This window comes from Achromobacter sp. SD115 (genome assembly GCF_017355315.1).
Lineage (GTDB): Bacteria > Pseudomonadota > Gammaproteobacteria > Burkholderiales > Burkholderiaceae_B > Achromobacter > Achromobacter xylosoxidans_B.
Map to the genome: position 1 here is coordinate 12191 of NZ_JADIJM010000013.1, position 25037 is coordinate 37227.

Genomic DNA, 25037 nt, shown 5'->3' on the forward strand with positions numbered 1-25037 from the left:
GGGTAGGGCGCGCGAGACTTCCGGCAAGAACCCGGAAGCTCCAACGCGCGCAACCCATCACGCGCCGCGCTGCTAGACCTTCTTCACGAACTCCGACTTCAAGCTCATCGGTCCGAAGCCGTCGATCTTGCAGTCGATGTCGTGGTCGCTGTCGACCAGGCGGATGCCCTTGACCTTGGTGCCCATCTTGATCACGCCGCCCGACCCCTTGAGCTTCAGGTCCTTGGTGACGGTGACGGTATCGCCGTCCTGCAGCACGTTGCCGGCCGAATCGCGATAGACCTTGGCAGCCTCGTCCGAGGACTCGGCGGCTTGCGACGACCATTCATGCGCGCATTCCGGGCAGACGTAGAGGGCGCCGTCTTCATAGGTGTATTCGGACTTGCACTTGGGACAGGCGGGCAATGCGCTCACGTGTGGACCTCGATCAAAAAAACGCGCGATGCGCAACACGCGATTGTACTGCGCCAGACCTGTTTTTCCCTGCGCCGGGGGCCGTTTTCCCCTTTACATTGCGCGGCCTCAAACCGTCTCGTCGCCATGCAGCAGTCCCACGAAATGACGCGCCGCGGCGCTTAGCGGCCGGTCCCGCGGCACGATGCTGCCGAAGGCCGTGAGGCTCTGCCGGATCTGGTAGGGCAGTATCGCCAGGAGGCCATGCGCCGCGTAGCGGCTGGCCACTGATTCCGGTATCACACCCAGCATGGTTGACTTCATCGCCAGGTTGGTGGTGGTCAGGATGGAGGCCGATTCGATCAGTCCCTTGGGCGTGGCGGCATTGTGCGAACGGAACTCCTGTTCGATCACGTCGCGCATCGGACTGCCATGCGGCTGCAGGACCCAGGGATACGCCAGCATGGCCTCGAAGCCCACGCGCTTGCGGCCGGCCAGCGGATGGTCCACCGCCGCGATCACCGACAAGGCCTCGTCGCCGATGGGGCGAAACACATACTGGCTGTCCGACAGGGTCAGCATGCGGCCGATCACCACGTCCAGCTTGCCTTCGTTCATGCGGCCGATCAGCAGGTCGCTGGTGCCGGTGGAGATCTCCACCGCCAGCAGCGGATAGGTTTGCTTCAGCCGCAGCAGGGCGTCGGTCAGGTGGCCGGGCGAGGCCGCCATGATGCTGCCGATGAACAGCTTGCCCGCGCTGCCCAGGCGCAGCTCCTCCAGTTCGCGGGCCAGCGACGAGACCGTCCCGCGCATGCCCCGGAAGTATCCCATCACGCACTCGCCGGCCGCGGTCAGCGCCAGGCCGCGGCCGATCCTTCCGAACAGCGGTTGGCCGATGGCCAGCTCCAGTTCGTGCAGCATCTTGCTGGCGGCGGACTGGGTCATGTTGAGCTGGCTGGCGGCCGCGCGCAGGGTGCCGCGCTCTTCGATCGCCAGCAGCAGGACGATCTGCCGCATGCGCAGGCGGGCCAGCAGGGCGGGGACGTGGATGGCGCGTTCCATGATTGATCGCCTCAGGTGAACGATTGGTGCAAAAGTTTCATTTTACGGAAACGAAGCTTCTTTCTAAGATGGACCCATAAAAGATTGCCCGTCCCAGGGCAAAAAAACATCAACCAAGGAGACAACCATGAAGATTCGGCTATTGGCCGCGATGGCGGCCGGCGCCCTGTGCCTGTCGGCCCTGGCGCCCGTCCAGGCGCAAAACGCCGACTGGCCCAACAAGCCCCTGCGCTTGCTGGTGGGATCGGCCCCGGGCGGCGGCACCGACGCCATGGCGCGCGCGGTGGCCGACAAGCTGGGTCCTCTGCTCAAGCAGACCGTGGTGGTGGAGAACAAGCCCGGCGCATCCAATACGCTGGCGGCCGACCTGGCGGCCAAGTCCTCGGACGGTCACACCATGGTGATGGGGGTATCCACCGCCCACGCCATCGCGCCGCACCTGCTGAAGCTGGGCTACGACAACGACCGCGACCTGACGCCGGTGGTGTTCGTGGGCGCCGTGCCCAACATCCTGGTGGTTAACAACGACGTGCCGGCCAAGTCGGTGCAGGAGCTGGTCGCGCTGCTCAAGAGCAAGCCCGGCACCTACAACTTCGCCAGCAGCGGCTCGGGCAGCACCCAGCACATCGCCGCCGAACTGTTCAAGGACGCCACCGGCGTGCAGATGATCCACATCCCGTACCGCGGCAGCGGCCCGGCGCTGGTGGACCTGATGGGCGGCCAGGTGCAGATCGCGTTCGAGACTGCGTCTTCCGTGATTCCCCATATCAAGAGCGGCAAGGTGCGCGCGCTGGCCGTCCTTAGCGCCAAGCGCAACGCCCAGCTGCCCGACGTGCCGACCATGGCCGAAGCCGGCGTGCCCGGCGTGGAAATGAGCGCCTGGTACGGCATCTACATGCCCAGCGCCACGCCCGCCGCCAACCAGAAACGCATCCATGACGCCGTCAACGGCATCCTGGCCTTGCCCGACACGCAGGCCCGCCTGCAGGCGATCGGCGCCGACATCAACCCGATGAGCCAGGAGCAGTTCGCGCAGTTCCACAAGAGCGAGAACCAGCGCTACGCCGGCGTCATCAAGAAGAACAACATTTCCGTGGAATGACCCAGACATGAGCACGCAGCAGAAACCCGTCATCGCCCTGACCCTGGGCGATCCCGCCGGCATCGGCGCCGAACTGATCGCGCGCCTGCTGGCCAGGCCCGAAGCCACGCAGCGGGCGAACATCGTGCTGGTAGGCGACGAGTGGCTGTGGCGCGAAGGCCAGCGGGTGGCGGGCGTGCAGGTCGCCACCCAAGCCGTGGACAGCGTCGAGGCGGTGCGCGGCCGGCCGGACAGCGGCGTGCCCGCCTGGCTGGCCATGGACACCATCCAACCCGGCCAGGTGCACCTCGGCCAGGCCGAGGCCGCGGGCGGTGCGTCGGTGCTGCGGGTGCTCAATGCCTGCATGGACGCGGCGCGCGACGGCCACGTCGACGCCATCTGCTTCGCGCCCCTGAACAAGTACGCCATGAAGCTGGGCGGCCTGGGGCACGATGACGAACTGCACCACTTCGCGCAGTACCTGGGTGTGACCGGCTACTTCTGCGAATTCAACACCCTGGGAGACCTGTGGACCTCGCGGGTGTCCTCGCACATTCCGTTGAAGGACGCGGCGGCCGCGCTCAGCATCGACGGCATCAAGGCCGCGACCCGCCTGATCTACCGTTCGCTGCAGGCCAACGGCATGGCCGAGCCGCGAGTGGCGGTGGCCGCCTTCAATCCGCATGGCGGCGACGGCGGCACCTGCGGCCGCGAAGAGGTGGACATCATCGCGCCGGCCGTGCGCCAGCTCAACGCAGAGGGCCTGCCGGTGCAGGGGCCGTTCCCGGCTGACACCATCTTCCTGAAGGCGCAGGCCGGCGAGTTCCAGGCCATCGTCACCATGTATCACGACCAGGGCCAGATCGCGATCAAGCTGCTGGGCTTCTCGCGCGGCGTGACGGTGCAGGGAGGCCTGCCCATTCCCATCACCACGCCGGCCCACGGCACGGCGTACGACATCGCCGGCCAGGGTCGCGCCAACCTGGACGCCACCTGGCAGGCCTTTCTGATCGCCTGCCGCATGGGCCTGTCGCACCGCGCCTCGCGGACGCAGGCGGGCTGATCCGCCGCATTCATTCCGTACTCCCAATTTCAAGCAGGAACGCTACATGAAGATCAAATCCGTCCGCGCCCGCGTCTACGAATGGACCGGCAAGACCGTGCCGCCGCAGGGCAACTTCTGCTCCAACGCCATGGATCTGCTGTATTCCAAGCAGGAAACCATGAGCACCTTCCGCTTCCACGGCTGGACCGTGGTCGAGGTGGAGACGGACGACGGCATCGTCGGCCTGGGCAATGTGGCGCTGGCGCCGCGCGTGGCCAAGGCCATCATCGACCAGTACCTGGCGCCGCTGGTGATCGGGCAGGATCCCTGGGACTACGAATACCTGTGGCAGCGCATGTACCGGTCCACCCACGCCTGGGGCCGCAAGGGCGTGACCATGGCCGCGATTTCGGCCATTGATCTGGCGATCTGGGACATCCTGGGCAAGTCGGTGAACAAGCCCGTCTTCAAGCTGCTGGGCGGCCGCACCAAGGAGAAAATTCCGGTCTATTACTCCAAGCTCTACCGCACCGACCTTAAGGCCATGCAGGAAGAAGCCCAGACCTATCTGGACCAGGGCTTCACGGCTTTCAAGATGCGTTTCGGCTATGGCCCGGCGCATCTGCAGAAGGGCGTATCCGAGAACCTCAAGTCGGTGGAGGCGGTGCGCGAGGTGATCGGCTACGACACCGACCTGATGCTGGAGTGCTATATGGGCTGGAATCTGGAGTACGCCAAGCGCATCCTGCCCAAGCTGGAGAAATTCGAGCCGCGTTGGCTGGAAGAGCCGGTCATCGCCGACGACATCGACGGCTATGCGGAACTGAACCAGCTGACCTCGATTCCGATCTCCGGCGGCGAGCACGAGTTCTCGCTCTACGGTTTCAAGCAGCTGCTGGACCGCAAGGCGGTGTCGGTGGTGCAGTACGACACCAACCGCGTGGGCGGCATCACGGCGGCGCACAAGATCAACGCGCTGTGCGAGGCCTACAGCGTGCCGGTCGTGCCGCATGCCGGTCAGATGCACAACTACCACCTCACGATGAGCACGCTGGCTTCGCCGATGAGCGAGTACTTCCCCATGTTCGACGTGGAAGTCGGCAACGAGCTGTTCTATTACATCTTCGACGGCGAGCCGGTGGCCAAGGAAGGTTTCATCGACCTGGACGACGACAAGCCCGGGCTGGGCCTGACGCTGAAGACCGAATACCTCAAGCACTTCAACATCATCGAATAACCATGGCTACCTACCAGAACCCGCGCTATCGCGGCATATTCCCGGTCGTTCCGACCACCTTCACCGAGTCCGGCGAGCTGGACCTGCCCAGCCAGAAGCGGGCAGTGGATTTCATGATCGACTCCGGTGTCGACGGTCTTTGCATCCTGGCCAATTTCTCGGAGCAGTTCGTGCTGTCGGACGAAGAGCGCGAGATCCTGACGCGGTCCATCCTGGAACACGTCGCCGGCCGCGTGCCGGTCATCGTGACCACCACGCACTTCAGCACCCAGGTCTGCGCCGCGCGCAGCCGCCGCGCGCAGGAGCAGGGCGCCGCCATGCTGATGATCATGCCGCCCTACCATGGCGCCACGATCCGCGTGTCCGAGGAACAGGTGACGGGGTTCTTCCAGCGCGTGTCGGACGCGGTGGATATCCCCATCATGATCCAGGACGCGCCGGTGGCCGGCACGCCGCTGTCGGCTCAGGCGCTGGCGCGGATGGCGCGCGAGATCGAACACGTGGCCTACTTCAAGATCGAGACGGCGGGCGCGGCCTCCAAGCTGCGCGACCTGATCGCGCTGGGCGGCGCGGCCGTGGAAGGCCCCTGGGACGGCGAGGAAGCCATCACCCTGCTGCCCGACCTGGACGCCGGCGCCACGGGCTCCATGACCGGCGGCGGCTTCGCCGACGGCCTGCGTCCCATCATCGAGGCCCACCGCGCCGGCAGGCGGGACGAGGCCTACCGCCTGTACGAACGCTGGCTGCCCCTGATCAACTACGAGAACCGGCAGGGCGGCATCCTCAGCGCCAAGGCCTTGATGAAGGCCGGCGGGGTGATCGCCTGCGAGGCGCCGCGGCACCCGCTGCCGGCCATGCGCGAGGAGGTCCGCCAGGGCTTGTTGGAGACCGCCCGTCGCCTGGACCCGCTGGTGCTGCGCTGGGGGCGCTGAGCAGGGATTGCGCAGTCCGCCAAACACACTGTTCCGTCACGCCGAACAAGCCTGTCACGCATGACGGTTAAAATCCCTGGCTATCCATCCAGTCGGGGGCGCGTGTGCAGCCGGTCATTTCAGTTCAGGATCTATCCAAACGGTACGCATCCGGATTCCAGGCGCTCAAGAGCGTGAACCTGGACATCCGGCGCGGCGAGATCTTCGCCCTGCTTGGTCCCAATGGCGCGGGCAAGACGACGCTGATCAGCATCATCTGCGGCATCGTCAATCCCACCGCCGGCCGCGTGCTGGCCGACGGCCACGACATCGTCTCCGAATTCCGCGCGGCCCGCGCCAAGATCGGGCTGGTGCCGCAAGAGATCTCCACCGACGCGTTCGAAAGCGTCTGGAACACCGTCAACTTCAGCCGCGGCCTGTTCGGCAAGCCGGCAGACCACGCCTACGTCGAGAAAGTGCTGCGCGACCTGTCCCTGTGGGACAAGAAGGACAGCCGCATCATGGCGCTGTCGGGTGGCATGAAACGCCGCGTCATGATCGCCAAGGCGCTGTCGCACGAACCCGCCATCCTGTTCCTGGACGAACCCACCGCCGGCGTGGACGTCGAACTGCGGCGCGGCATGTGGGAAATGGTGCGGCAGCTGCGCGAAAGCGGCGTCACCATCATCCTGACCACGCACTACATCGAGGAAGCCCAGGAAATGGCCGACCGCATCGGCGTGATCCGCAAGGGCGAGATCATCCTGGTCGAGGAAAAGCACGCGCTGATGGCCAAGCTGGGCAAGCGCCAGCTGGCGCTGACCCTGAAGGCGCCGCTGCCTGGCATCCCCACCGCGCTGGACGCCTTCCAGCTGGATCTGTCCGACAACGGCCACAAGCTGGTCTATACCTACGATAACCAGGGCGGCGGGGAGATTTCCCGGCTGCTGCACGAACTCGCCCGGCTGGAGATCGAATTCACCGACCTGAATTCGTCGGAAAGCTCGCTCGAGGATATCTTTGTCAGCCTGGTGCACGGTCAATCATGAACTTCTACGCCATCCGCGCTATCTACCTGTTTGAAATGGCCCGCGCCTGGCGCACGCTGATGCAGAGCGTGCTCTCGCCCGTGATCTCCACCTCGCTGTACTTCGTGGTGTTCGGCTCCGCCATCGGCTCGCACATGGTCGAGATCGACGGCGTGAGCTACGGGGCCTTCATCGTGCCCGGCATGATCATGCTGTCGCTGCTGACGCAAAGCATCGCCAACGCGTCCTTCGGCATCTACATGCCCAGGTTCTCGGGCACCATCTACGAAATCCACTCGGCGCCCATCTCCTACGTGGAGATCGTCATGGGCTACGTTGGGGCGGCCGCCAGCAAGTCCATCATCCTGGGGCTGATCATGCTGGCCACGGCGCGCCTGTTCGTGTCGTTCGAGGTTGCGCATCCGTTCTGGATGCTGGGCTTCCTGGTGCTGACGGCGGTGACCTTCAGCCTGTTCGGCTTCATCATCGGCATCTGGGCCGACGGCTTCGAGAAGCTGCAGATCATCCCGCTGATGATCATCACGCCGCTGACCTTCCTGGGCGGCACCTTCTATTCGATCAAGATGCTGCCGCCGTTCTGGCAGACCGCCACTCTGTTCAACCCGGTGGTCTACCTGGTCAGCGGCTTCCGCTGGGCCTTTTATGGCGTGTCGGACGTCAGCGTCGGCGTCAGCGTGGGCATGACGCTGGTGTTCCTGCTGGCCTGCCTGGTCGGCGTGCGCTGGATCTTCAAGACCGGCTACCGGCTGAAGACCTGACGCCCGCCAACGCGGGGCAGGCGCCTCAGGATTGCGCCGTCGGCGCGCGGCGCGCCAGGCCGCCGTAGGCGTCGAGCAGCCGCTCGCGCCAGGCATGGACTGGGTCGTCCCCGGCCAGCAGTTCCAGCGCGCTGGTGCAGCGCGCCCACATGAACATGCCGAACACGGCATAGTCGGCATAGGCCGGCTGCTCGCCCGCCAGATAGGGCTGCTTGCCCAGCATCTGCCGCAAGGGCAGCAGCGCGGAACGCAAGGCGGCAACCTGATCCTCGTAGCCCGCGGGCAGGTCTTCCAGCTTGCCGAAGCGCTTTTCCCGCGTGGCGCGGAAATAGTCCCGGTCTTTTTCATGGATCAGGCCGTGGATGCTGGGCAGCAGCAGCCGCGCCAGCGTCGGCACCAGCGTGGTGTCCGACCATGCATTCACGAACAGGCTCAGCGCGCGGCCGCTGGCGCCGCCGAACAGCGAGGGCCGCTCGGGAAAGGTGTCTTCCAGGTAGCAGGCGATCTGCCAGGAATCGCTGACCACATGCGTGCCGTTTACCAGCACCGGCACCAGCTTCTGGCCGGAAAAGTCGATCGCTTCCTTTTCCGTGAAGCGCCAGGGTACCGTGGTCGCGCTCAGGCCCTTGTGGGCCAGGGCCATGTGGGTCTTCCAGCAATGCGGGCTGAAGCGCAGCGAGGCATCGGCGCCCGCCAGGTCATAGAGGGTGAGTTCCGGGGTCAAGATACTGCGCTCCTTCTACGTGTCGGTGAGGGAATCCGGAACAGGATAACCGGTTGCGCAGGCAGCAAGGCTGACTGGCGCCCGACAACGCGCGCGCTGGCCGTTCGGCAGGGTCAGCCTGGAGCAAGTTCGGCGATGCCCGCTTCAGCGCCATGCGCCGCGACACGCCGGAACAGGCTGACGGCTTCATCAAGGCCAAGATCGAGGTCGAAGCGTTGCCGCAGGCATGCTGCCCACGCCGACGCGTCGGCATATTGATGCTTCTGCAGGCTGCCGTCGTTGTCGCGGCGGGTGTAGGTATCGTTCACCATGAGTTCGCGGGCGCCGGGCTGGGTGCGGCTGATGAGCAGGCTGTTCAGGAACACCGACTGGGGATGGGTCGACGTGTACCAGTTGCCGATTTCAAAATCCACGTCGGCCGCGGGTTCCAGCGTGTAGCGATATACCGTCTGCCAGCCGGCGGACGTCTGGAACTCCAGGCTCAGCTCATCTCCCGCCTGGGTGATGCGGAACACGCCGTGGGGAGTGGCTTGAGCGATACCGGGCAGGAATTCCAGAGGGGCGGTCTGCGTGGTGGAGCCGAAGGCTACATCGGCGAACCAGTTGCGGCCTTCCAGTTCCACGCGCAACAGCATATGGGTCAGCCCCGTGTGGATTTCCGCGGGCACCTGCCAACGCACCCGCGCGATCAGCGGGGTCACGTGGAAGCCCATCTGTCGCAGTACGGCCAGCAGCAGCGTGTTGTGCTCAAAGCAGTATCCGCCGCGCCGCCGCGCGATCATCTTTTCAGCAAGGGCGTCCAGGTCCAGTTGAACGCGTTGGCCGGTATACGGCGCCAGGTTTTCAAACGGGATGGCTTGCGGATGCAGCAGATGGAGTTGCCGCAGCGCGTCCAGCGTGGGTTCGACGGGGCCGTGATAGCCGATGCGGTCGAAGTAGTGCGCGAGGAAAGCGTCTGGAATTGCAGTCATTCAGGGTCTACCCAAGTTTGCGGCCCAACAATTGGCCGGGCCAACCGTTTACGTCGAAGGTCGAGATCCGGGCGTAGCCGCAGGATTCATAAAAGCGCACCAGGGCTGCGCTGCCGCCGCCGTAGCAGTCCACGCGCAGGCGGTCCACCCCCGCGGCCCGCGCCTGGTCATCGGCAAAGGCCAGCAGGCGCCTGCCGATGCCGCGCGCCCGCGCATCCCGGGAGGCGACGAGCAGTCTCACGTAGACTTCCGGGCCGGTTGCCGCGGGCACGTAAGGCATGGCGTCGCCCAGTACCAGCGCGCCATGGATGCCGCCTCCCGGCCCCTCGGCCACCCAGGCCCCTGGCAGCGCGCAGGACTCCGTCACTCGCGCGATGCGCTGCGGCAACGCCGACCAGGGCTCGCTTCCCCATTGGCCCTCGTTGCCCATGCCGACGAACCAGGCAATCACCTCGTCGAAGATCTGCAATACGGCGGGGGCATCCTCCACGCTCGCGCGGCGGATTGTCAGTGCGTCAGCGGGTTTTGCGGTCAAGGTCAAAATTCCTCCGGGTCTGGGTCGTTCAGGGGCTTCCTGCTCGGCTCCATCTTAGAGGTTCGGCCTGGGGCATGCCGGGGAGGCGTCAGTCCCATACCAGCTTGAGCAAGGCGGCGGACAGATAAAGGCCGTACCCGAACACCGCATGCGTCGCCAGGCTGCGCAGGCGGTTCTTCCAGGGCGTAGGCGTGCGGGATGCGGCGATGCCCGCGCCCATGGCGGGCTGCATCAGGAAGAAGGGCATGACGACGGTCGCCAGGCCCACGGCCACGGCAGGCAGCCAGGTGGGATCGCGCAGCCACGCCGCGCCCTGGACGCCGATCAGCAGCGCGGCGAAGGCGAGGCCCACGGCGTAGTGGATCGTCCACCCCAGCGGCGATTCGCCCGGGATGGACTCGGCCCGGCCGATATTGGCGTGCGCGTATGTGCCCCGGCACAAGTGGCCCGCCCAGCGGCCTACCATCGCGTAGCCCAGCGTGGGCATGCCCAGGGCCTTCTGGATCATGGCCCACAGGTCCATCACGACGGTCGCGCCGATTCCGATCAAAACTACTTTTGCCGCTATTTCCACCGATATCATGTCCGGGTCCTTGCATTGATGAAATCATCGTATGCGGTCATGATAGAAGTTGAAGTCAACTTCAAGTCAAGGAGGGCGCCATGGATATTTCGGAAGTGGCCCGGCGCACGGGCCTGCCGGCCTCCACGCTGCGTTTCTATGAAAACAAGGGTTTGATCGCGGCGGTCAGCGCTGCCGGCGAGCGGCGGCGCTTTGCGCCCGGGGTGCTGGATCAACTGGCGCTGATTGCGCTGGGGCAGGCCGGCGGCCTGTCGCTGGACGAGATCCAGGCCATGCTCACCCCCGAGGGAGCGCCGCAGGTGGATCGGCAGTTGTTGCTGGACAAGGCCGATAGTATCGACGCGACCATCAAGCGCTTGCGGGCCATGAGCCAGGGCCTGCGCCATGCCGCGGTATGTCCGGCTCCCAACCATGCGCAATGCCCGACTTTCCAGCGTCTGCTCAAGGCCGCGGCGGGCAGGGTGAAGCAGGGCAGGACGGCGGCGGGAAAACAAAAAAACGCCACCCGTCCAGAGAAGGACGGATGGCGCCAGGGCTAGCTCTCGGAGAGCCTTACTTCGCGGCGGGGGCGCTCTTGCCCATGCTCATCAAGCGTTGCTTGAGCTGGGGGTCCTGCTGTATGGCCTGGCCGATGCCGTTGAATTCCTCGACGCTCAAGCCGTCGGCCTGCACCAGCTTCACCATCTTGGCGTCGGCTTCCTCAACGACCTTCTGCTTGGCCTGATCCGTCTTGGCGGCGTCGACCTTGGGGCGGTATTCGTCGACCACGCCGGAAATCTTCTGCGATGCCGAAGCGAAACGCTGCAGTTGCTGGTCGGTCGGCTGGATCGCGGGCGGGGGCGCCATGCGCGGCTGGGCCTGGGTCTGGCCTTGGGCCTGGCTGGCTTGCTGCGCAAGGGCGGGAGCACCGGACAGCGCCGTCGCCAGCACGGCGGCGGACAGGAATGCATAAGTGGAACGCTGCATGAAACCTCCTTGTTCCGGTTGAATGTCGGGCCATGATGACAACCCGGCCGGCCTTGGGGCAAGTTTCGCGATGTGTTTTCCTGTGTCGGCAGGCCACGGGACGCGCGCGCGCCTTGGGAGGGAGCCCCCCAAGGGCGCGGCGGAAACGTTTTGCGCGGTTTCGTAGTCGCTGCTGGCCGCGATGTTTCCTTAGGTTTTTGCGGGACGGGTCCTAGATGAGCATCATGCTCAACATCACCAGCGCCAGCAGCAGCACATAGACCCGGGCGTGCAGATGGTCCGGGATGCGCGGGATCAGCGGCGCGGCCAGCCGGATGCCGGCCAACGAGCCCAGCGCCAGCGCGGCGAAGGCCAGCAGGTCCACATAGCCCACGATCCACGGCGCCAGGGGGGCGGCCAGGCCGCCGGCCGCCGCCATGTAGGCCAGCGTTCCCACCACCGCCACGGGCAGCGTCAGCGGATTGGCCATCGCCGCCGCCTTGGCCATGGGCAGGCCGCGGCGCCGCAGCAGCGGCACGGTCATGACGCTGCCGCCCACCCCCAGGAAGGCAGCGACCACGCCGATAGCCAGGCCGCCGCCCACCAGCACGCCGTGGCCCAGCGGACGGGGCCGCTCGTCCCCTTGCGCCATGAAGCCCTGGCGCAAGAGGCAGTCCAGGATGGTCACGCCCAGGTAGGCGATGAAGGCATAGCGCACCAGATCGCCGCTGGCGCGGGTGGCGGCCAGCGCGCCCAGCGCCGCGCCTGCGGCGATGAAGCCGGCCAGGGGCCAGACGTAGGCGCGCAGGATGTTGCCGGCGCGCTGGTGCTTGCGTGTGGCCGCGATCGAATTCACGATCATGACGCAGGTGGACGTGGCCACCGCGATGTGCATGGCCGCCAGGCCGATGGCGTCGTGCGTCCCGTGCGCGGACGTCAGCACCGCGTACAGCACGGGCACCACGACGAAACCGCCGCCGAAACCGAACAGCACGGTGGTCACGCCGCTCAAGCAGCCGAACAGGGCCAGAATCAGATAAAGCATGCTGTGTCCTTCCAGGGAAAGCCGTCACCATACGGCGGTGGGCCGTGGCCCGCTTTCGAGGATGAGACAATAATGTTCGAGTTTCGGCCAATCGACGCGCCGCCGCGCGGGCGGCTTCCAAGGCTATGCGCAATACCCACATCGACCGCTACGACCATCTGGACCGCGCCGTCGTCGCCATCGGCAACGACTATCCGTCGGGCCTGCTGCTGCCGGCCCATGCGCACCGCCGCGCCCAATTGCTTTACGGCGCCACCGGCGTCATGCATGTGGTCACGCGCGATGGCAACTGGGTGGTGCCGCCGCAGCGCGCGGTGTGGATCCCGGCGGGCGTGACGCATCAGGTCCGCATGCTGGACGTCAGCACGCGCAGCGCCTACATCGAGCCCGGGGCGGCGCGCGCGGACCGTGGCGCCTGCGAGGTGATCGAGGTGTCGCCGCTGTTGCGCCAACTGCTGCTGGAAGCGGTGGACATGCCGGCCGGGTACGACCTGACGGGGCGCGACGGCGCGCTGGCGGCCCTGCTGCTGCATGAGGTCGAGCGCGCGGCGGTGCTGCCCCTGCATATCCCGCTGCCGCGCGACAAGCGCCTGGCGCCCTTGTGCAGGGCCTTCATCGCCGCGCCAGACGCGCGCGCCGCGCCGCAAACCTGGGCCGAACGATTGCACATGAGCCCGCGCACATTCAGCCGCCATTTCCGCCAGCAGACCGGCATGGCGTTTTCGGAATGGCGTCAGCGCGCCTGCGTGGTGCTGGCCTTGCCGCGGCTGGCCGCGGGCGATCCGGTGACCGCCATCGCGCTGGATTTCGGCTACCAGAGTCCGGCGGCGTTTTCGACGATGTTCCGGCGGGTGTTGGGCCGGCCGCCCACGGAGTACCTGCGCGAAGCGTGAAGGCAGTTGGTACTATGCCGGCTCCCGTGGCAGCCCCTTCGGGCAGCCGGGCCATGCCATTCCATGACTACTACGCATTCGCCGCTATCCATCGGCATCGCCGGCGCAGGCAGCGCCGGACTCGCCGCCGCGCTGGCGCTGGCGCAAGCCGGCCATCAGGTGCGCGTCTTTGAAAAGCACCAGGGGTTCACCACGCTGGGCGCGGGACTGCTGCTGCAGCCGCCCGGGGTGCGCGCGCTCAAGTCGCTGGGCGTGGACGTGGCGGCGCTGAACGTGGGCGCGCCGATCGATCGCTTGCTGGGCCTGTCGCATCGCGGCTGGCGGGTCGTGGACATCGACTACGTGGGCGACGGCGCGCGGGCGGTGACGCGGGCCGCGCTGGGCGGGGTGCTGTTCGAAGCCGCCCGGCGCGCGGGCGCCGAATTCTCGTTCGGCTGTCCTGTCATGACGCTGGAGACCCGCGAGGGCAGGGCGCATGTGACGCACGGTACGGGCGATGCCCGGGCCGAATCGTGTTTCGATGTGTTCGTGGTGGCCGACGGCGCCGCCTCCGCGCTGCGCGAGCAGGTCGGGCTGGCGGCGAGTTCGCGCGTCTACGCGTGGGGCGCATTGTGGGGCCAGTTCTGGACGCCCGATTGGGCTGGCGCGACGCAGCTATTGCAGCGCTTTCGCGGCACCCGCGAAATGATGGGCCTGCTGCCTACCGAGATCGGTCCGCAGGGCGTGCGGCTGTCGCTGTTCTGGAGCATTCGGCACGACGCCTTGCCGGCCTGGCGCGCCGCGCCCATCGGCGCCTGGAAGGAGCGCATGCTGTCCCTGTGGCCCGAGGCCGCGCCGGTGGTGGACCAGATCACGCGGCACGACGATCTGGCGGTGGCTACCTACCGCCATACCTGGCCGCGCGGATTGGCCGCGGGTCCGTACTGCGCCGTGGGAGACGCGGGCCACGCGATGAGCCCGCAACTGGGCCTGGGAACGACCCTGGCAGTGCTGGATGCGTTGGCGCTGGCGCGGAACCTGGCGCAGCATGGCGCGGCCGCCGGGCCGGCGCGCTACGCCCGCAGCCGGCTGCTGCCTTCGCGCATGTACCAGACGCTCAGCCGCGCCTTGACGCCTTGCTTCCAGGCCTCGGGGCCGGGGCTATGGCGCGATCTGCTGTTTGGCGGCGGGCTGTTGGTGCCCGGCATGAAGGCGCTGATGAAGCGCGGCCTGCTGGCCATGCCGCAACCGGGCGGATCCGGCCGCGGCTGACCGGCGCGGCGTTCAGGCCGCGTACCAGAGCACGGCGAAGAAGTGGCAGGCCGTGCCTGCGAGCACGAACAGATGCCAGATGAAATGGCTGTAGCGCCAGCGGTTGTCGAGCACGAAGAACACCACGCCGCCGGTATACGCCAGCCCGCCCGCCACCAGCCACCACAGGCCGCCGCTGGGCACACGCTCGATCAGGGGATTGACCGCGATGATGACCAGCCAACCCATCGCCAGGTACAGGCCCGTGGAGATGGCGGGACGGTTGAGCCGCTTGCTGGCTTTCAAGCCTACGCCCAGCAGCGCCATGCCCCAGACCAGGCCGAACAGGGTCCAGCCCCAGGGCCCGCGCAGGGCGCCCAAGGCGAAGGGCGTGTAGGTACCCGCGATCAGCAGATAGATGGCGGAATGGTCCAGCACGTTGAACAGCTGCTTGGCGCGGCTCTTGGGCAGGGCGTGATAGATGGTGGATGCCAGGTACAGCAGACACATCGTCGCGGCGAAGACCGCGGCGCCCGCGATGAAGGCGGCATCGCCCTGGCGCACGGCGGCCAGGATCAGAATGGGGGCGGAGGCCAGGGCGCCCGCGGCGCCGACGCCGTGGCTGATGGCGTTGGCGATTTCCTCGCCCAGGGTCTGGGGTCTGTCGTTGGGGAACATGAATGCGTCTTGGTTGGTTCAGGTGTACACCTTAGGCGCTTTGGCGCGGCGGCTCAAGCCGGCAAGCGGGCTTGCCGCGCCCAGCGTGCGGCCCGCTTGATCTACTGCAAATCGGGCCGCTCACCGACACGCGAAAAGGGCTGTCCAAAAGTTACTCTGTGATACATTCAGCGCGCAAGCAAACGCAGGTTTACTGGCCGAGGCCTCGCAATGGCGCGCAGTTTTACCAATCTGTTTTTCAAGGCCGCGAAGAAGATCGGCAAATTGCAGCGCGCCGCAATGCGCATGGCCGTTCCCAAGACTGCCAAAAAGCGTGGCGCGCCCAAGCGCAAGGCGGCCAAGCCGGCGACGGCCTCTGCCTCGCGCAGCGCCGCCGCGCCTTCGCTGGGCACGGGCCGCTGGGAGGCTTCCCGGCAATTCTCCGACGGCCAGGGCCGCCGTCTCACCTTCGCGCGCTACACGCCCGCAGCCGCGCCCCGCGCCGGCATGCCGCTGGTGGTGATGCTGCACGGCTGCAGGCAGACCTCGCTCTCGTTCGCGCGCGGCTCGCGCATGAATCAATGGGCCGACGCGGGCGGCTTCATGGTGCTGTACCCGCAGCAATCCATGGCCCGTCAGGTGCAGCGCTGCTGGCGCTGGTTCCAGCCGGACGACGCGCACGGCGGGGCGGAAGCCGATCTGATCGCAGCGCTGATCCGCGCGGAGTGCGCCAGGCATGCGCTGGACCCCGAACGCATCTACATCGCGGGCCTGTCCGCGGGCGCGGGCATGGCCGCGCTGGTGGCCTTGCGGCATCCGCGGCTGATAGCCGCCGTGGCCATGCATTCCGGGCCGGTGGCGGGCGACGCCCACAGCGCCACTGGCGGCATCGGCACCATGCGGCGCGGCGCGCTCAAGCCGCTGCTGCCCTTGCTGGAACGTGTCGCGGATCCGGCCGTGTTCCAGCTCGGCATGCCCGCCATGATTCTGCAAGGGCAACTGGACCCGACGGTGGCGCCGCGCAACGCCAGGCAGTTGTTCGAGCAATTTCGCGCCGTGAACGACTTGCCGTCCGAAAGCGTGCCGGTCGAGCGCGTGCTGGGACTGGGTACGGATAAATCCTACCGCCGCGTGGACATGCTGCGCGGCAGCCGGACCGTGCTTCGGCTATGCGAAATCACGCTGGTGGAGCATGCCTGGAGCGGCGGTGACGCCTCGGTGAGGTATCACGCGCGCAGCGGGCCAGACGCCTCGGCGTTGATCTGGCGCTTCTTTCAGGGACAGCGCCGCGTGGCCCCCGGGCAGGCGGAATAGGCCAGGGTCCGGGCGCCGCGTTTTCGCGCGCATAAGGGGCCGGAGCCCGGCCTGCGGCGCGGCGGTAAGATCAGCGTATTCCCCGGCGCGCCGACGCGTCCCGCGCGAGCCGCCCAGATCCTGTCCGGAGTCCCCGCCATGTCTCTTTCCATGTACCAGGCCAGTGTGCCTGCCTTCATCCGCGGCCTCAACGTCCTGACCGCGCTGCTGCAAAAGGCCGCCGGGCATGCCGCGGCCGCCGGCATGGATCCGGCCGAGCTCATCAATGCCCGCCTGGCCCCGGACATGTATCCGCTGAGCGGCCAGATTCAGCGCGCCAGCGATGCGTCCAAGTTCGCCGTGCAGCGCCTGTCGCGGGTGGAAGCGCCCAAATTTCCCGACGAGGAAACCACTTTCGAGCAATTGCAGCAGCGCATCGCCGCCACCATTGCGTACTTGCAGGAGGTGGCGGCAGACAGGCTGGATGGCGCCGAAGGCCGCAAGGTCACGCTGGCGTTCGGCGACTTCAAGCAGGAATTCCGTGGCGACGACTATCTGCTGACGTTCGCGCTGCCGAACTTCTACTTCCACGTGACGACGGCGTACGCCATCCTGCGCCACGCGGGAGTGAAGATCGGCAAGCTGGACTTCCTGGGGCCGTATCCGCAGCCGGCCGCTTAACCTTGCTTCTTTGACGGGTCGCCGCAGCCTTCCATCGGGCCCATCTTCGCCATGTTCTCCTGCACCTCTTGCGGCGTCAGGTCGAACTTGTGCGTGGCGATGGACCAGCGGTGGCCGCAAGGATCCACCACCTGGCCATAGCGGTCGCCCCAGAACATGTCCGCCACGGGCATGGTCACCTGGGCTCCGGCCGACACCGCCTGCTTCATGGCGGCGTCCACGTCATTGACGTAGAGATGCAGGGTAACGGGCGTGCCCTTGAGCGCCTTCGGGCCCAGGCTGCCCCATTCGGGGAAGTCGTCCATCAGCATCATGACGGAATCGCCGATGCGTATGGCGGCATGCATGATCTTGCCGTTGGGGCCGGGCAGCCGCGCCAGCTCCTCGGCGTTGAAAGCCTTTTTGTAGAAGTCGATGGCATCCGCCGCGCCTTCGCACACGATGTGCGGGGTGAGCGTGTGCATGCCTTCGGGGATGGGTTTGCTTGCAGGATTTGCCATGGGGGTCTCCAGAATGTTCAGTTTGAAAGGGCGGGGAAGGATTTCCGATCGCCTCAGTTTCCTACCAGCGTGGTGAAGCCGCCCCAGCACATGCGTTTGAAGTCGAATACGCCTTCGCAGCAGTTTTCCCCAAGGCGGGGGTCAGCCATGACCTTGGCATTGATCTCGTCGCGATCCGCCTTGCTGGCGTAGGTGATCCACGCGAACACCACCGTCTCCCCCTCGCGCGCGCCGGCGGCGGCGCTGAACGAGCCAGCGCCTTCCTTGTCGATATCTTCCGCGACGCATTCGCGGTAATCCAGCGCGCCATACTCCAGCCAGACTGTCTGCGCCTGTTGGGCCATCTTCCGGTAGGTTTCGAGGTTGGCCTTGGGCACCGGCAGCAGGAAACCGTCTACATACTTTTCCATTAGTAACTCCTTGGATCCACGTTGTTCTGTTCCGCGCCAGGACGCCCGCAAGCCGCCTGTGGCGCAGCCCGGATCTCATTCCGGTAAGTGTCACTGTATCGGGATCGGCAGCGATTTCCGATAGGCAATTGCGACAATCTTGAGGGTGGATTGCGACAGCCGGCGGGGGTATGCTTTGCAGGATGAAAAACGTCGCTTTCCTGCTGCCCCTGGGGGCCAACATTGCCTCGCTGGAGACCGCCAGGCATGGCTTTCTGGTCGCCAACGAATACTTGGCCGCGCATGGGCGCGAACCCCGGTTCACGGTGCGTACCCTGGCCCTGACCCGCGAAGTCCGCCTGGACCAGGGCCGCATCACGGTGCAGGCCGACATGGTCCTGGCGGATGCCCATGACATCGACATCTGCATCGCGCCGCCGTTGCTGGGATCGGTGTCCGACGCGGTGCTGTCCAACCGCGAACTGATCGAATGGCTGTCGCGCCATCATCGCGAGGGCGGCGAAGTCGCCAGCCTGTGCATGGGCGCCGCGCTGCTGGCCGCGGGCGGCGTGCTGGACGGCCAGCAGGCGGTGGTGCACTGGGTGGCGCAGAACCTCTACGCCAGCCTGTTTCCCAGCGTGCAATGGGTCAGCGACCGCATCGTCATGGCCGATAACGGCATCTACACCAGCGGCGGCGCGTTCTCCGCCGCGCATCTGGTGCTGCACCTGATCGAAAAGTACACCGACCGCGACACCGCCATCTGGTGCGCCAAGTACTTCCAGCTGGACTGGAGCCGCCAGAGTCAGCTGCCGTTTACGGTGTTCATGGGGCAGAAGTCCCACGCCGACGAGGTCGTGCGCGCGGTGCAGGACTACATCGAAGGGCGCTACACGGAAAAGATCACCGTCGAGGAACTGGCCGACCGCCACGCCATGGGCCGCCGCACGCTGGAGCGGCGCTTTCGCCAGGCCACGGGCAACAGCATCGTGGAATACGTGCAGCGGGTGCGCGTGGAAGCCGCCAAGAAGCGGCTGGAAACCTCGCGCAAGAGCGTGGCCGAGGTCATGTACGAAGTCGGCTACAACGACACCAAGGCCTTCCGCGATATTTTCAACAAGTACTGCGGCATGTCGCCGGTGGGCTACCGCGAACGCTACCACTTCCAGTAGCGGCTTCTGCCCCGATACCGTTACGCCCGCGCATAGCGCAGCCTGCCGATTCGGGGCGGGCTACCTCAGCGTTGTCGCCGACACCCGGTCCGGATACCAGGCAGTGAATTTCATCGCGCCGGCCAGTGCCGCCACCGTCACGGCGATCGCGATGGCCTGCGGCAATTGCGGCCTGTACAGCAGCAGCACGTCCGCCGCCACCATGGTCGCAAAGGCCAGCGCCCAGGCCATCGCGACGGCATAGTTCATGCGGGCGTAGCGGCGGTTCTTCCAGACATACTCCGGTTCTTTTTCCCGCGCGTACTCCAGGGCGAATGGCCGGCGCAGCGCCAGGGTCAGCAGCACCAGTACCAGCATCCCGGCGTCGACCCGCAGGCGCGCCTGGGCGATCGTCCAGGAATCGCCGTCCACCATCGGGGCATACAGGGTCAGCCCCATGAACAGCAGCAGCGTGCCAGTTTCCAGGATCTTGATGCGCCGTTCGGGGCTGAGCCAGTCGCGCAGCACCAGCCCGGCGGATACGAAGGTGCCGGCCGCCAGTCCTTCCAGTACGCCGACGGTTCTTTCGATGATGACAAACACGATGAATGGCGTGAACGCCAACAGGATATTCATCTTGGTTCCCCGACCTTGAGCGCGCGCCTCTGCGCGTTTGCAGCGTCGCCTTGAGAATCAAGACGCGAACTTGTCTACTTACGCCTGTCCGCCAGGGTGCGGTATATGACGCCGTTCGCCTATCGCCTGGATGGCGGGGCGCGGATGGACCATTTTCCCGGCGGCCTGGCGCTCCATCCGCCATCTGGCCGGCGCCGGCCAGCCGGGAGGAACTAGTGCGAGGATGGCGTGCAGCCCGTGGGGCTTACGACCGACGGCTTCCTCCCCGGTACGAAGCCGCCGGCGTTGATCCGTCGGCCGGCCTCGGCTAATGTCATGCGTTGAGCGAAAACCCTGTCCCCGAGGAAGCCATGACATCAGCCCTCCCATCCACGACCCTGAGCGTGGACCCCGCCTGGATCGACGAATATGGCCACATGAACGCGGCCCATTACGTGGGCATCTTCGACCGCGTCGGCTTCCAGCTGTTGCGCGAGGTCGGGGTAGGGCTGGACTACACCGAAGCCACGCGCTGCGGCATCTACACGATGAACGTGCACGTGGCCTATCTGCGCGAAGTGCTGGCGGGCGATCCGCTGGCACTGCGTATCCGCCTGCTGGAAGCGGATGACAAGCGCCTGCTGTGCCTGATGGAGTTGATGCAGACGCGCGACGGCTACGTCGCGGCCACGATGGAGCAGCTGTCGCTGCACGTGGACCTGGAAACGCGGCGTGCCAAGCCGTTCCCGCCGGAGTTGGCGCAGCGGCTGGCGCGCACGGTCGCAGAGCACGCCGCCCAGCCGCTGCCGGCAGGCTATCGGCGGCTCTTGCCGCTGAAGCCGCCGCGCTGAGCCGTTCCGGATAGCCTAGCGCGCCACCGCGATCGGCCGGTCGCCCGAAATGGTGGTGCGATGCATCTCGCGGTCGAAGCCGTCGTAGTCGTTCATCGCCAGGTGCTGGGTGCAGCGGTTGTCCCACAGCGCCAGCGAACCCGGCGTCCAGCGGAAGCGGCAGGTGAATTCCGGCCGCGCCGCGTGGCGGTACAGGAATTGCAGCAGGGGTTCGCTTTCTTCCTGGGTCATGCCGTCAAAGCGCAGCGTGTACGTGCCGTTCACATACAGCGCCTTCTTGCCCGTGGCCGGGTGCACGCGCACCACGGGATGGACCACCTCGCTGGCGGCGCGGTCGTCGGTGCGCACATCCATCTTGTGGGCTGGGTCGCCGTTGTTCACCACCGCGCCGCCCGCGCCATAGGAGCGCACCGCGCTGTGCACCGCGCCCAGCCCGTCCAGGATCTGCTTCAGCTTGTCCGACAGGGCGTCGTAGGCGCGGTACATATTGGCCCACATGGTGTCGCCGCCATAGGGCGGTATGACGCGGCCGTATAGCGCCGAGCCCAGCGGCGGCTCCTCGGCGTAGCTCATGTCCGTGTGCCACAGGCCGCCGAACAGGCGCCGGGTGGTTTCCGACTTGCCTTTCATCACCGGCAGGATGGTCGGGTGTCCGTCCAGCGCCCGCACGAACGGCACTTCCAGCAGTTCGCCGAAGCGCGAGCTGAAATCGATGTGCTGCTGCGGCGTCAGCTGCTGGTCGCGGAAGAACACCACCAGATGCTCGTGCAGCGCGGCGCGCACGTCGTCGAATTGATCGTCCGACAGCGGCCGCGACAGATCGATGCCGCGGATCTCGGCGCCCAGCGCGCCGGCTATCGGTTGGGTTTCCAGATGGCGATACGTGCTCATGCTTGTCTCCTTGCTTACTGAAGCTTGATCTGCGCCTTGCTGACCAACGCGCCCCACTTATCGGTTTCCGCAGCGATGTAGCGGCCGAAGTCCGCTGGTCCCTCGGCTGAAATGATGCCGCCCATGGCGCCTATCTGTTCACGCACGTCGGGCATGGCCAGCACCGCCAGCAGTTCCTTGTTCAGGCGCTCGATGATGGGCTTGGGCGTGGCCGCCGGCGCCAGCACGCCGAACCATCCGGCGATCTCATAGCCCGGCAGGCCGGCCTCGGCCATGGTCGGCACGTCGGGCAGCTGCGGCGAACGCGCCGTGCTGGTGATCGCCAGCGCCCGCAGCTTGCCGGCCTTCACCAGTTGCAGCGCCGAGGGCATGTTGTCGAACATCATGGGCACGTGGCCCGCCACCGTGTCGTTCAGGCCCGGCGCGCTGCCGCGGTAGGGCACGTGGGTCAGGCGCACGCCCGCGGACGAGGCGAACAGTTCGCCCGCCAGGTGCAGCGAGGTACCCGCGCCGGGCGTGGCGTAGTCCAGCGGCGCTTTCGACTTTTTGGCGTAGGCGATCAGTTCCTGCACCGAGCGCACCGGTACCGAGGGATTGACCACCAGCAGGTTGGGCACGCTCATCAGCATCGTGACGGGCGCCAGGTCCCGCTGCGGCTTGTACGGCAGGTCCGGATAAAGCGCGGGGTTGATCGAGATGGGGCCGATATTGCCCATCACGATGGTGTAGCCGTCGGCCGGCTGTTTGACGGCGAAATCGGTGCCTATGTTGCCGCCCGCCCCGGCCTTGTTCTCGACGATGACGGGCTGGCCCAGCCGTTCACCGAGCTTGTGGCTGACCAGCCGGGCCAGCATGTCCGTCGATCCGCCCGGCGGATAGGGCACGATCCATTTGACCGGCTGCGCAGGCCACGTTGCTTGCGCCGCGGCGGATCCCGTACAGAACACGAGACCCGCCGCCAAGGCGAGTGCGATGCGTTTCATTGATATGTCTCCTTCCCTGGCTCGCCGGTCTTGCCGGGAGCGTCGTTTATGTGTATTGTTCACCTAGTGATCAATACGTTTATCAGGTGAACGATTGAAGAATAATAGATCGATCCAGCGGTGTCTATCCATCATGCGGGCCTTCCGCGGCAACGGCCGGCCCACGCTGGCCGAGTTGGCGCGCGCCGTCGAGCTGCCGCACGCGACCGTGCTGCGCTTCCTGCAGACGTTGGAAGAAGAGGGCTACGCCGCGCGCGAAGACAGTCGCTGGCGCCTCACGCCGCAGGTCTTCGAACTGGGGTTCGCGGCCATGGAAAGCCTGGGCGTCACGGATGCCGTGCAGGAGATCCTGCAGAATCTGGCCGATGCCTATTCAGGAACTTCCAATTTGGGCGAGGCCAATCCCGAGGGGGTGATCATCATCGGCCGCGCCATGGCGCCAGCCGAGCGCCGCCGTCTGGTGGTGATGAATCTGCGCGTGGGCAGCGTGCTGCCGCCGGCCAGCGCGCTGGCCGGCGGTTTGCGCCTGGCGCCGGGGCAGTGGACCCGGTTCGATTATCCGGACAGCAACCAGGTGTCGGTGGCCGTGCCCGTGCCGCAGGCGGGCTCGCGCCTGCTGTCGGTGGGGATATCGGTGGCCGCGCCGGAAGTGGAAGGCGACCGGCTGGAAGCCGACATGGTGCCCGCCTTGCAGCAGGCGGCGCAGACCATCGCCGGGGTGATCCGGGTCGGCGTGGTCTAGGCGTGGCCGGACCGCGGACTCAGTCCTCGAGGACTGGCGCCCGGCTGGCACATAGGGTCGGCCGGAAAGCCTGCCCTATGTGCTTCATGCCTGCTGGCTGCGCGCCCCGCGCAACAGCTTGCCCGGCAGCGCGCCCGTGGCCGCGCCGCCCTCGAAGATGGGCACGCCGTTGACCAGCGTGGCCACATAGCCGTCGGCGCGCTGGATCAGGCGGCGGCCGCCGCCCGGCAGGTCGAACACCATTTCCGGACAATGCACGCGCACGGCAGCGGGATCGATGATGTTGACGTCGGCCTTGTAGCCGGGCTGCAGCAGACCGCGGTCCAGCAGTCCGTACACGCTGGCGGTATCGCGCGTCTGCCGCTTGACCACGTGTTCCAGCTCCAGTAGCGGGCCGCGGCGGCGGTCGCGGGTCCAGTGGCTGAGCATGAAGGTGGGCATGCTCACGTCGCAGATGTAGCCGCAATGCGCACCGCCGTCGGACAGGCTGTTGACGGTGTTGGGGTGCTGCATGAGCTGGTGCAGATGATCCAGGTTCTCGTACGAATAGTTGAAGGACGGGTAGTACAGGATGGCCTGGCCGTCGTTCTCCAGCATCAGGTCGTACACGATTTCCAGCGGTGCGCGGCCGTCGCGCTGCGCCATGGCGGCCACGCTTTCCTCGGGCAGCGGCTCGTAGTCGGGATTGCTGCCCAGGCGGTAGATCTTGTGGAAGCTGCTGAACAGCGTTTCGGCGCGGCGGTCCAAGAGGCCGCGCTGTTCATTCATGATGCGGCTGCGCGTGGCTGGGTCGCGCAGATGGGCCAATTTCTCCGCCAGCGGCAGGGCATGCAGCGGCTGGTAGCTGGGATGCGCGATGAACGGGTGCAGCGTGCTCTGCCAGGAAAACAGTATGCCCAGCGGACGTCCGCTGATGCCCGCCAGCAGCGGCACGCCTTCGCGGTGCGCACGCTCCAGGCTGGCGGCGATCTGCTTCCAGACGTCGGGCGCGCCGTCGGTCTGCTGCAGGTTGAACAGCACGGGCAGGCGGTTGTGGCGCGCCAGCTGCTCCAGCCAGGGCATTTCGCCTTCCATGGCGGGATGGTTGGCGGTCATCTGGAATACGCCATGCCCGACCTCGCCCATGACCGACCCCAGGGCGGTGATTTCCTCCCCGGTGGCGAAGGTGCCAGGCGGATACTTGCGCTCGTCGTACTTGTGCAGGAAGGTGCGCGAGGTGGAGAACCCGACCGCACCCGCGGCCAGCGCTTCGCGCACCACTTCCCGCATGGCGATCAGGTCGGCGGGCGAGGCTTCGTCGTGGTGGATGGCGCGCTCGCCCATGACATAGGCGCGCACCGCGCTGTGCGGGATCTGCGCGCCCACGTCCAGCGCCTTGGGGCGGCGGTCCAGCGCATCCAGGTATTCGGGAAAGGTCTCCCAATCCCACTGGATGCCTTCGGACAGCACCGAGCCGGGGATGTCCTCCACGCCCTCCATGACCTTGATGAGCCACTCGCGCCGCTCCGGCTTGACGGGGGCGAAGCCCACGCCGCAATTGCCCATGATGGCCGTGGTGACGCCGTGCCAGGTGGAAGGGCTGAGATAGGGGTCCCAGGTGGCCTGGCCGTCGTAGTGGGTGTGGATGTCGACCCAGCCCGGCGCCACCAGGCAGCCGTCGGCGCGGATCTCGCGGCGCGCGGCGCCGGCCCTGCCTTCGGCCTGGACCACGCGTCCGTCTTCTATGGCCAGGTCCGCCTGGTAGCGGGGCTGGCCCGAACCATCGACGATCGTGCCGCCGCGTATGACCAGATCATGCATTGCGCTCTCCTTTCGATACGCG

The 25037-nt window shown here is 66.6% G+C and carries 29 protein-coding genes; 14 read left to right on the forward strand and 15 right to left on the reverse strand.

Annotated elements, in window-relative coordinates:
- Positions 1 to 72: 72 nt before the first annotated feature.
- Positions 73 to 414, reverse strand: a complete 342-nt coding sequence (locus tag IPU70_RS18600; RefSeq protein ID WP_207469259.1) for a zinc ribbon domain-containing protein YjdM — start codon at positions 412 to 414, stop codon at positions 73 to 75.
- A gap of 108 nt (positions 415 to 522) precedes the next feature.
- The gene (locus tag IPU70_RS18605) at positions 523 to 1455 is read right to left on the reverse strand and encodes a LysR family transcriptional regulator (RefSeq protein WP_207469261.1); all 933 of its coding nucleotides are present in this window, start codon (positions 1453 to 1455) and stop codon (positions 523 to 525) included.
- 127 nt (positions 1456 to 1582) lie between these two features.
- On the opposite strand from IPU70_RS18605, the gene IPU70_RS18610 reads away from it, so the two are divergent.
- From IPU70_RS18610 to IPU70_RS18635, 6 genes are all read left to right on the forward strand, one after another.
- Positions 1583 to 2557: a tripartite tricarboxylate transporter substrate binding protein gene (locus IPU70_RS18610; RefSeq protein WP_207469262.1), complete on the forward strand. Its 975-nt coding sequence runs from the start codon at positions 1583 to 1585 to the stop codon at positions 2555 to 2557.
- 7 nt (positions 2558 to 2564) lie between these two features.
- On the forward strand, positions 2565 to 3599 hold the full coding sequence (locus tag IPU70_RS18615; RefSeq protein ID WP_207469264.1) for a 4-hydroxythreonine-4-phosphate dehydrogenase PdxA: 1035 nt from the start codon (positions 2565 to 2567) through the stop codon (positions 3597 to 3599).
- Positions 3600 to 3645: 46 nt separating this feature from the next.
- Positions 3646 to 4818, forward strand: a complete 1173-nt coding sequence (locus IPU70_RS18620) for an L-rhamnonate dehydratase (protein WP_207469265.1) — start codon at positions 3646 to 3648, stop codon at positions 4816 to 4818.
- A 2-nt stretch (positions 4819 to 4820) separates the two neighbouring features.
- Complete coding sequence (locus tag IPU70_RS18625; protein ID WP_013394978.1) at positions 4821 to 5750, forward strand: dihydrodipicolinate synthase family protein; 930 nt, start codon at positions 4821 to 4823, stop codon at positions 5748 to 5750.
- Between the two features lie 104 nt (positions 5751 to 5854).
- On the forward strand, positions 5855 to 6778 hold the full coding sequence (locus tag IPU70_RS18630; RefSeq protein ID WP_013394977.1) for an ABC transporter ATP-binding protein: 924 nt from the start codon (positions 5855 to 5857) through the stop codon (positions 6776 to 6778).
- Positions 6775 to 7536 carry an ABC transporter permease gene (locus tag IPU70_RS18635; protein ID WP_207469266.1) on the forward strand — a complete coding sequence of 254 codons (762 nt, stop codon included), beginning with the start codon at positions 6775 to 6777 and terminating at the stop codon, positions 7534 to 7536. Before IPU70_RS18630 ends, IPU70_RS18635 begins: the two co-directional genes overlap by 4 nt.
- Before the next feature lie 25 nt (positions 7537 to 7561).
- On the opposite strand, the gene IPU70_RS18640 is transcribed toward IPU70_RS18635, so the two are convergent.
- The 4 genes from IPU70_RS18640 to IPU70_RS18655 all read right to left on the reverse strand — a co-directional run bounded on the left by IPU70_RS18640 (position 7562) and on the right by IPU70_RS18655 (position 10349).
- On the reverse strand, positions 7562 to 8260 hold the full coding sequence (locus IPU70_RS18640; RefSeq protein WP_207469267.1) for a glutathione S-transferase family protein: 699 nt from the start codon (positions 8258 to 8260) through the stop codon (positions 7562 to 7564).
- 113 nt (positions 8261 to 8373) lie between these two features.
- Complete coding sequence (locus tag IPU70_RS18645) at positions 8374 to 9222, reverse strand: arylamine N-acetyltransferase (RefSeq protein WP_371819007.1); 849 nt, start codon at positions 9220 to 9222, stop codon at positions 8374 to 8376.
- Between the two features lie 16 nt (positions 9223 to 9238).
- Positions 9239 to 9766 (reverse strand): GNAT family N-acetyltransferase, encoded by a 528-nt coding sequence (locus tag IPU70_RS18650; RefSeq protein ID WP_207469269.1) that lies wholly within the window; start codon positions 9764 to 9766, stop codon positions 9239 to 9241.
- Positions 9767 to 9854: 88 nt separating this feature from the next.
- Entirely contained in the window at positions 9855 to 10349 is a 495-nt protein-coding gene (locus IPU70_RS18655) for a DUF2938 domain-containing protein (RefSeq protein ID WP_207469270.1), read from the reverse strand.
- 80 nt (positions 10350 to 10429) lie between these two features.
- On the opposite strand from IPU70_RS18655, the gene IPU70_RS18660 reads away from it, so the two are divergent.
- Positions 10430 to 10888 carry a helix-turn-helix domain-containing protein gene (locus tag IPU70_RS18660; protein ID WP_207469272.1) on the forward strand — a complete coding sequence of 153 codons (459 nt, stop codon included), beginning with the start codon at positions 10430 to 10432 and terminating at the stop codon, positions 10886 to 10888.
- Positions 10889 to 10901: 13 nt separating this feature from the next.
- On the opposite strand, the gene IPU70_RS18665 is transcribed toward IPU70_RS18660, so the two are convergent.
- The gene (locus IPU70_RS18665) at positions 10902 to 11315 is read right to left on the reverse strand and encodes a DUF4168 domain-containing protein (protein ID WP_207469274.1); all 414 of its coding nucleotides are present in this window, start codon (positions 11313 to 11315) and stop codon (positions 10902 to 10904) included.
- A gap of 211 nt (positions 11316 to 11526) precedes the next feature.
- Entirely contained in the window at positions 11527 to 12339 is an 813-nt protein-coding gene (locus tag IPU70_RS18670) for a sulfite exporter TauE/SafE family protein (protein WP_207469276.1), read from the reverse strand.
- Positions 12340 to 12464: 125 nt separating this feature from the next.
- Here IPU70_RS18670 and IPU70_RS18675 point away from each other — a divergent pair, with 125 nt between their 5' ends.
- Together IPU70_RS18675 and IPU70_RS18680 are read left to right on the forward strand one after the other, a co-directional pair.
- On the forward strand, positions 12465 to 13232 hold the full coding sequence (locus IPU70_RS18675; RefSeq protein ID WP_207469278.1) for a helix-turn-helix domain-containing protein: 768 nt from the start codon (positions 12465 to 12467) through the stop codon (positions 13230 to 13232).
- A 63-nt stretch (positions 13233 to 13295) separates the two neighbouring features.
- Positions 13296 to 14483: an NAD(P)/FAD-dependent oxidoreductase gene (locus IPU70_RS18680; protein ID WP_207469280.1), complete on the forward strand. Its 1188-nt coding sequence runs from the start codon at positions 13296 to 13298 to the stop codon at positions 14481 to 14483.
- 12 nt (positions 14484 to 14495) lie between these two features.
- Here the strand turns inward: IPU70_RS18680 and IPU70_RS18685 are convergent, their stop codons facing one another.
- Complete coding sequence (locus IPU70_RS18685) at positions 14496 to 15140, reverse strand: hemolysin III family protein (RefSeq protein ID WP_013394966.1); 645 nt, start codon at positions 15138 to 15140, stop codon at positions 14496 to 14498.
- A 210-nt stretch (positions 15141 to 15350) separates the two neighbouring features.
- Between IPU70_RS18685 and IPU70_RS18690 the strand changes: the two genes are divergently transcribed.
- On the forward strand, positions 15351 to 16433 hold the full coding sequence (locus tag IPU70_RS18690; RefSeq protein WP_207469281.1) for a PHB depolymerase family esterase: 1083 nt from the start codon (positions 15351 to 15353) through the stop codon (positions 16431 to 16433).
- Between the two features lie 138 nt (positions 16434 to 16571).
- Complete coding sequence (locus tag IPU70_RS18695) at positions 16572 to 17093, forward strand: DUF1993 family protein (RefSeq protein WP_207469283.1); 522 nt, start codon at positions 16572 to 16574, stop codon at positions 17091 to 17093.
- On the opposite strand, the gene IPU70_RS18700 is transcribed toward IPU70_RS18695, so the two are convergent.
- Together IPU70_RS18700 and IPU70_RS18705 are read right to left on the reverse strand one after the other, a co-directional pair.
- Positions 17090 to 17593 (reverse strand): VOC family protein, encoded by a 504-nt coding sequence (locus IPU70_RS18700; protein ID WP_207469285.1) that lies wholly within the window; start codon positions 17591 to 17593, stop codon positions 17090 to 17092. The genes IPU70_RS18695 and IPU70_RS18700 overlap by 4 nt on opposite strands.
- A 53-nt stretch (positions 17594 to 17646) precedes the next feature.
- Positions 17647 to 18003 carry a DUF1428 domain-containing protein gene (locus IPU70_RS18705; protein WP_013394962.1) on the reverse strand — a complete coding sequence of 119 codons (357 nt, stop codon included), beginning with the start codon at positions 18001 to 18003 and terminating at the stop codon, positions 17647 to 17649.
- 170 nt (positions 18004 to 18173) lie between these two features.
- Here IPU70_RS18705 and IPU70_RS18710 point away from each other — a divergent pair, with 170 nt between their 5' ends.
- Positions 18174 to 19154, forward strand: a complete 981-nt coding sequence (locus tag IPU70_RS18710; RefSeq protein WP_041654061.1) for a GlxA family transcriptional regulator — start codon at positions 18174 to 18176, stop codon at positions 19152 to 19154.
- Between the two features lie 60 nt (positions 19155 to 19214).
- Here IPU70_RS18710 and IPU70_RS18715 read toward each other — a convergent pair whose 3' ends face one another.
- A complete protein-coding gene (locus IPU70_RS18715) occupies positions 19215 to 19769 on the reverse strand; it encodes a hypothetical protein (protein ID WP_207469287.1) in 555 nt (184 codons plus the stop codon).
- Between the two features lie 350 nt (positions 19770 to 20119).
- Here IPU70_RS18715 and IPU70_RS18720 point away from each other — a divergent pair, with 350 nt between their 5' ends.
- Positions 20120 to 20599, forward strand: a complete 480-nt coding sequence (locus IPU70_RS18720) for a thioesterase family protein (protein ID WP_041654058.1) — start codon at positions 20120 to 20122, stop codon at positions 20597 to 20599.
- Between the two features lie 15 nt (positions 20600 to 20614).
- On the opposite strand, the gene IPU70_RS18725 is transcribed toward IPU70_RS18720, so the two are convergent.
- Together IPU70_RS18725 and IPU70_RS18730 are read right to left on the reverse strand one after the other, a co-directional pair.
- Positions 20615 to 21490 (reverse strand): TauD/TfdA family dioxygenase, encoded by an 876-nt coding sequence (locus tag IPU70_RS18725; RefSeq protein WP_013394958.1) that lies wholly within the window; start codon positions 21488 to 21490, stop codon positions 20615 to 20617.
- Between the two features lie 14 nt (positions 21491 to 21504).
- Positions 21505 to 22473, reverse strand: a complete 969-nt coding sequence (locus IPU70_RS18730) for a tripartite tricarboxylate transporter substrate binding protein (protein WP_207469290.1) — start codon at positions 22471 to 22473, stop codon at positions 21505 to 21507.
- Between the two features lie 94 nt (positions 22474 to 22567).
- Here IPU70_RS18730 and IPU70_RS18735 point away from each other — a divergent pair, with 94 nt between their 5' ends.
- Positions 22568 to 23215: an IclR family transcriptional regulator gene (locus IPU70_RS18735; RefSeq protein WP_041654055.1), complete on the forward strand. Its 648-nt coding sequence runs from the start codon at positions 22568 to 22570 to the stop codon at positions 23213 to 23215.
- A gap of 84 nt (positions 23216 to 23299) precedes the next feature.
- On the opposite strand, the gene IPU70_RS18740 is transcribed toward IPU70_RS18735, so the two are convergent.
- Positions 23300 to 25015, reverse strand: a complete 1716-nt coding sequence (locus tag IPU70_RS18740; RefSeq protein WP_207469292.1) for an amidohydrolase family protein — start codon at positions 25013 to 25015, stop codon at positions 23300 to 23302.
- Positions 25016 to 25037 lie beyond the last annotated feature (22 nt).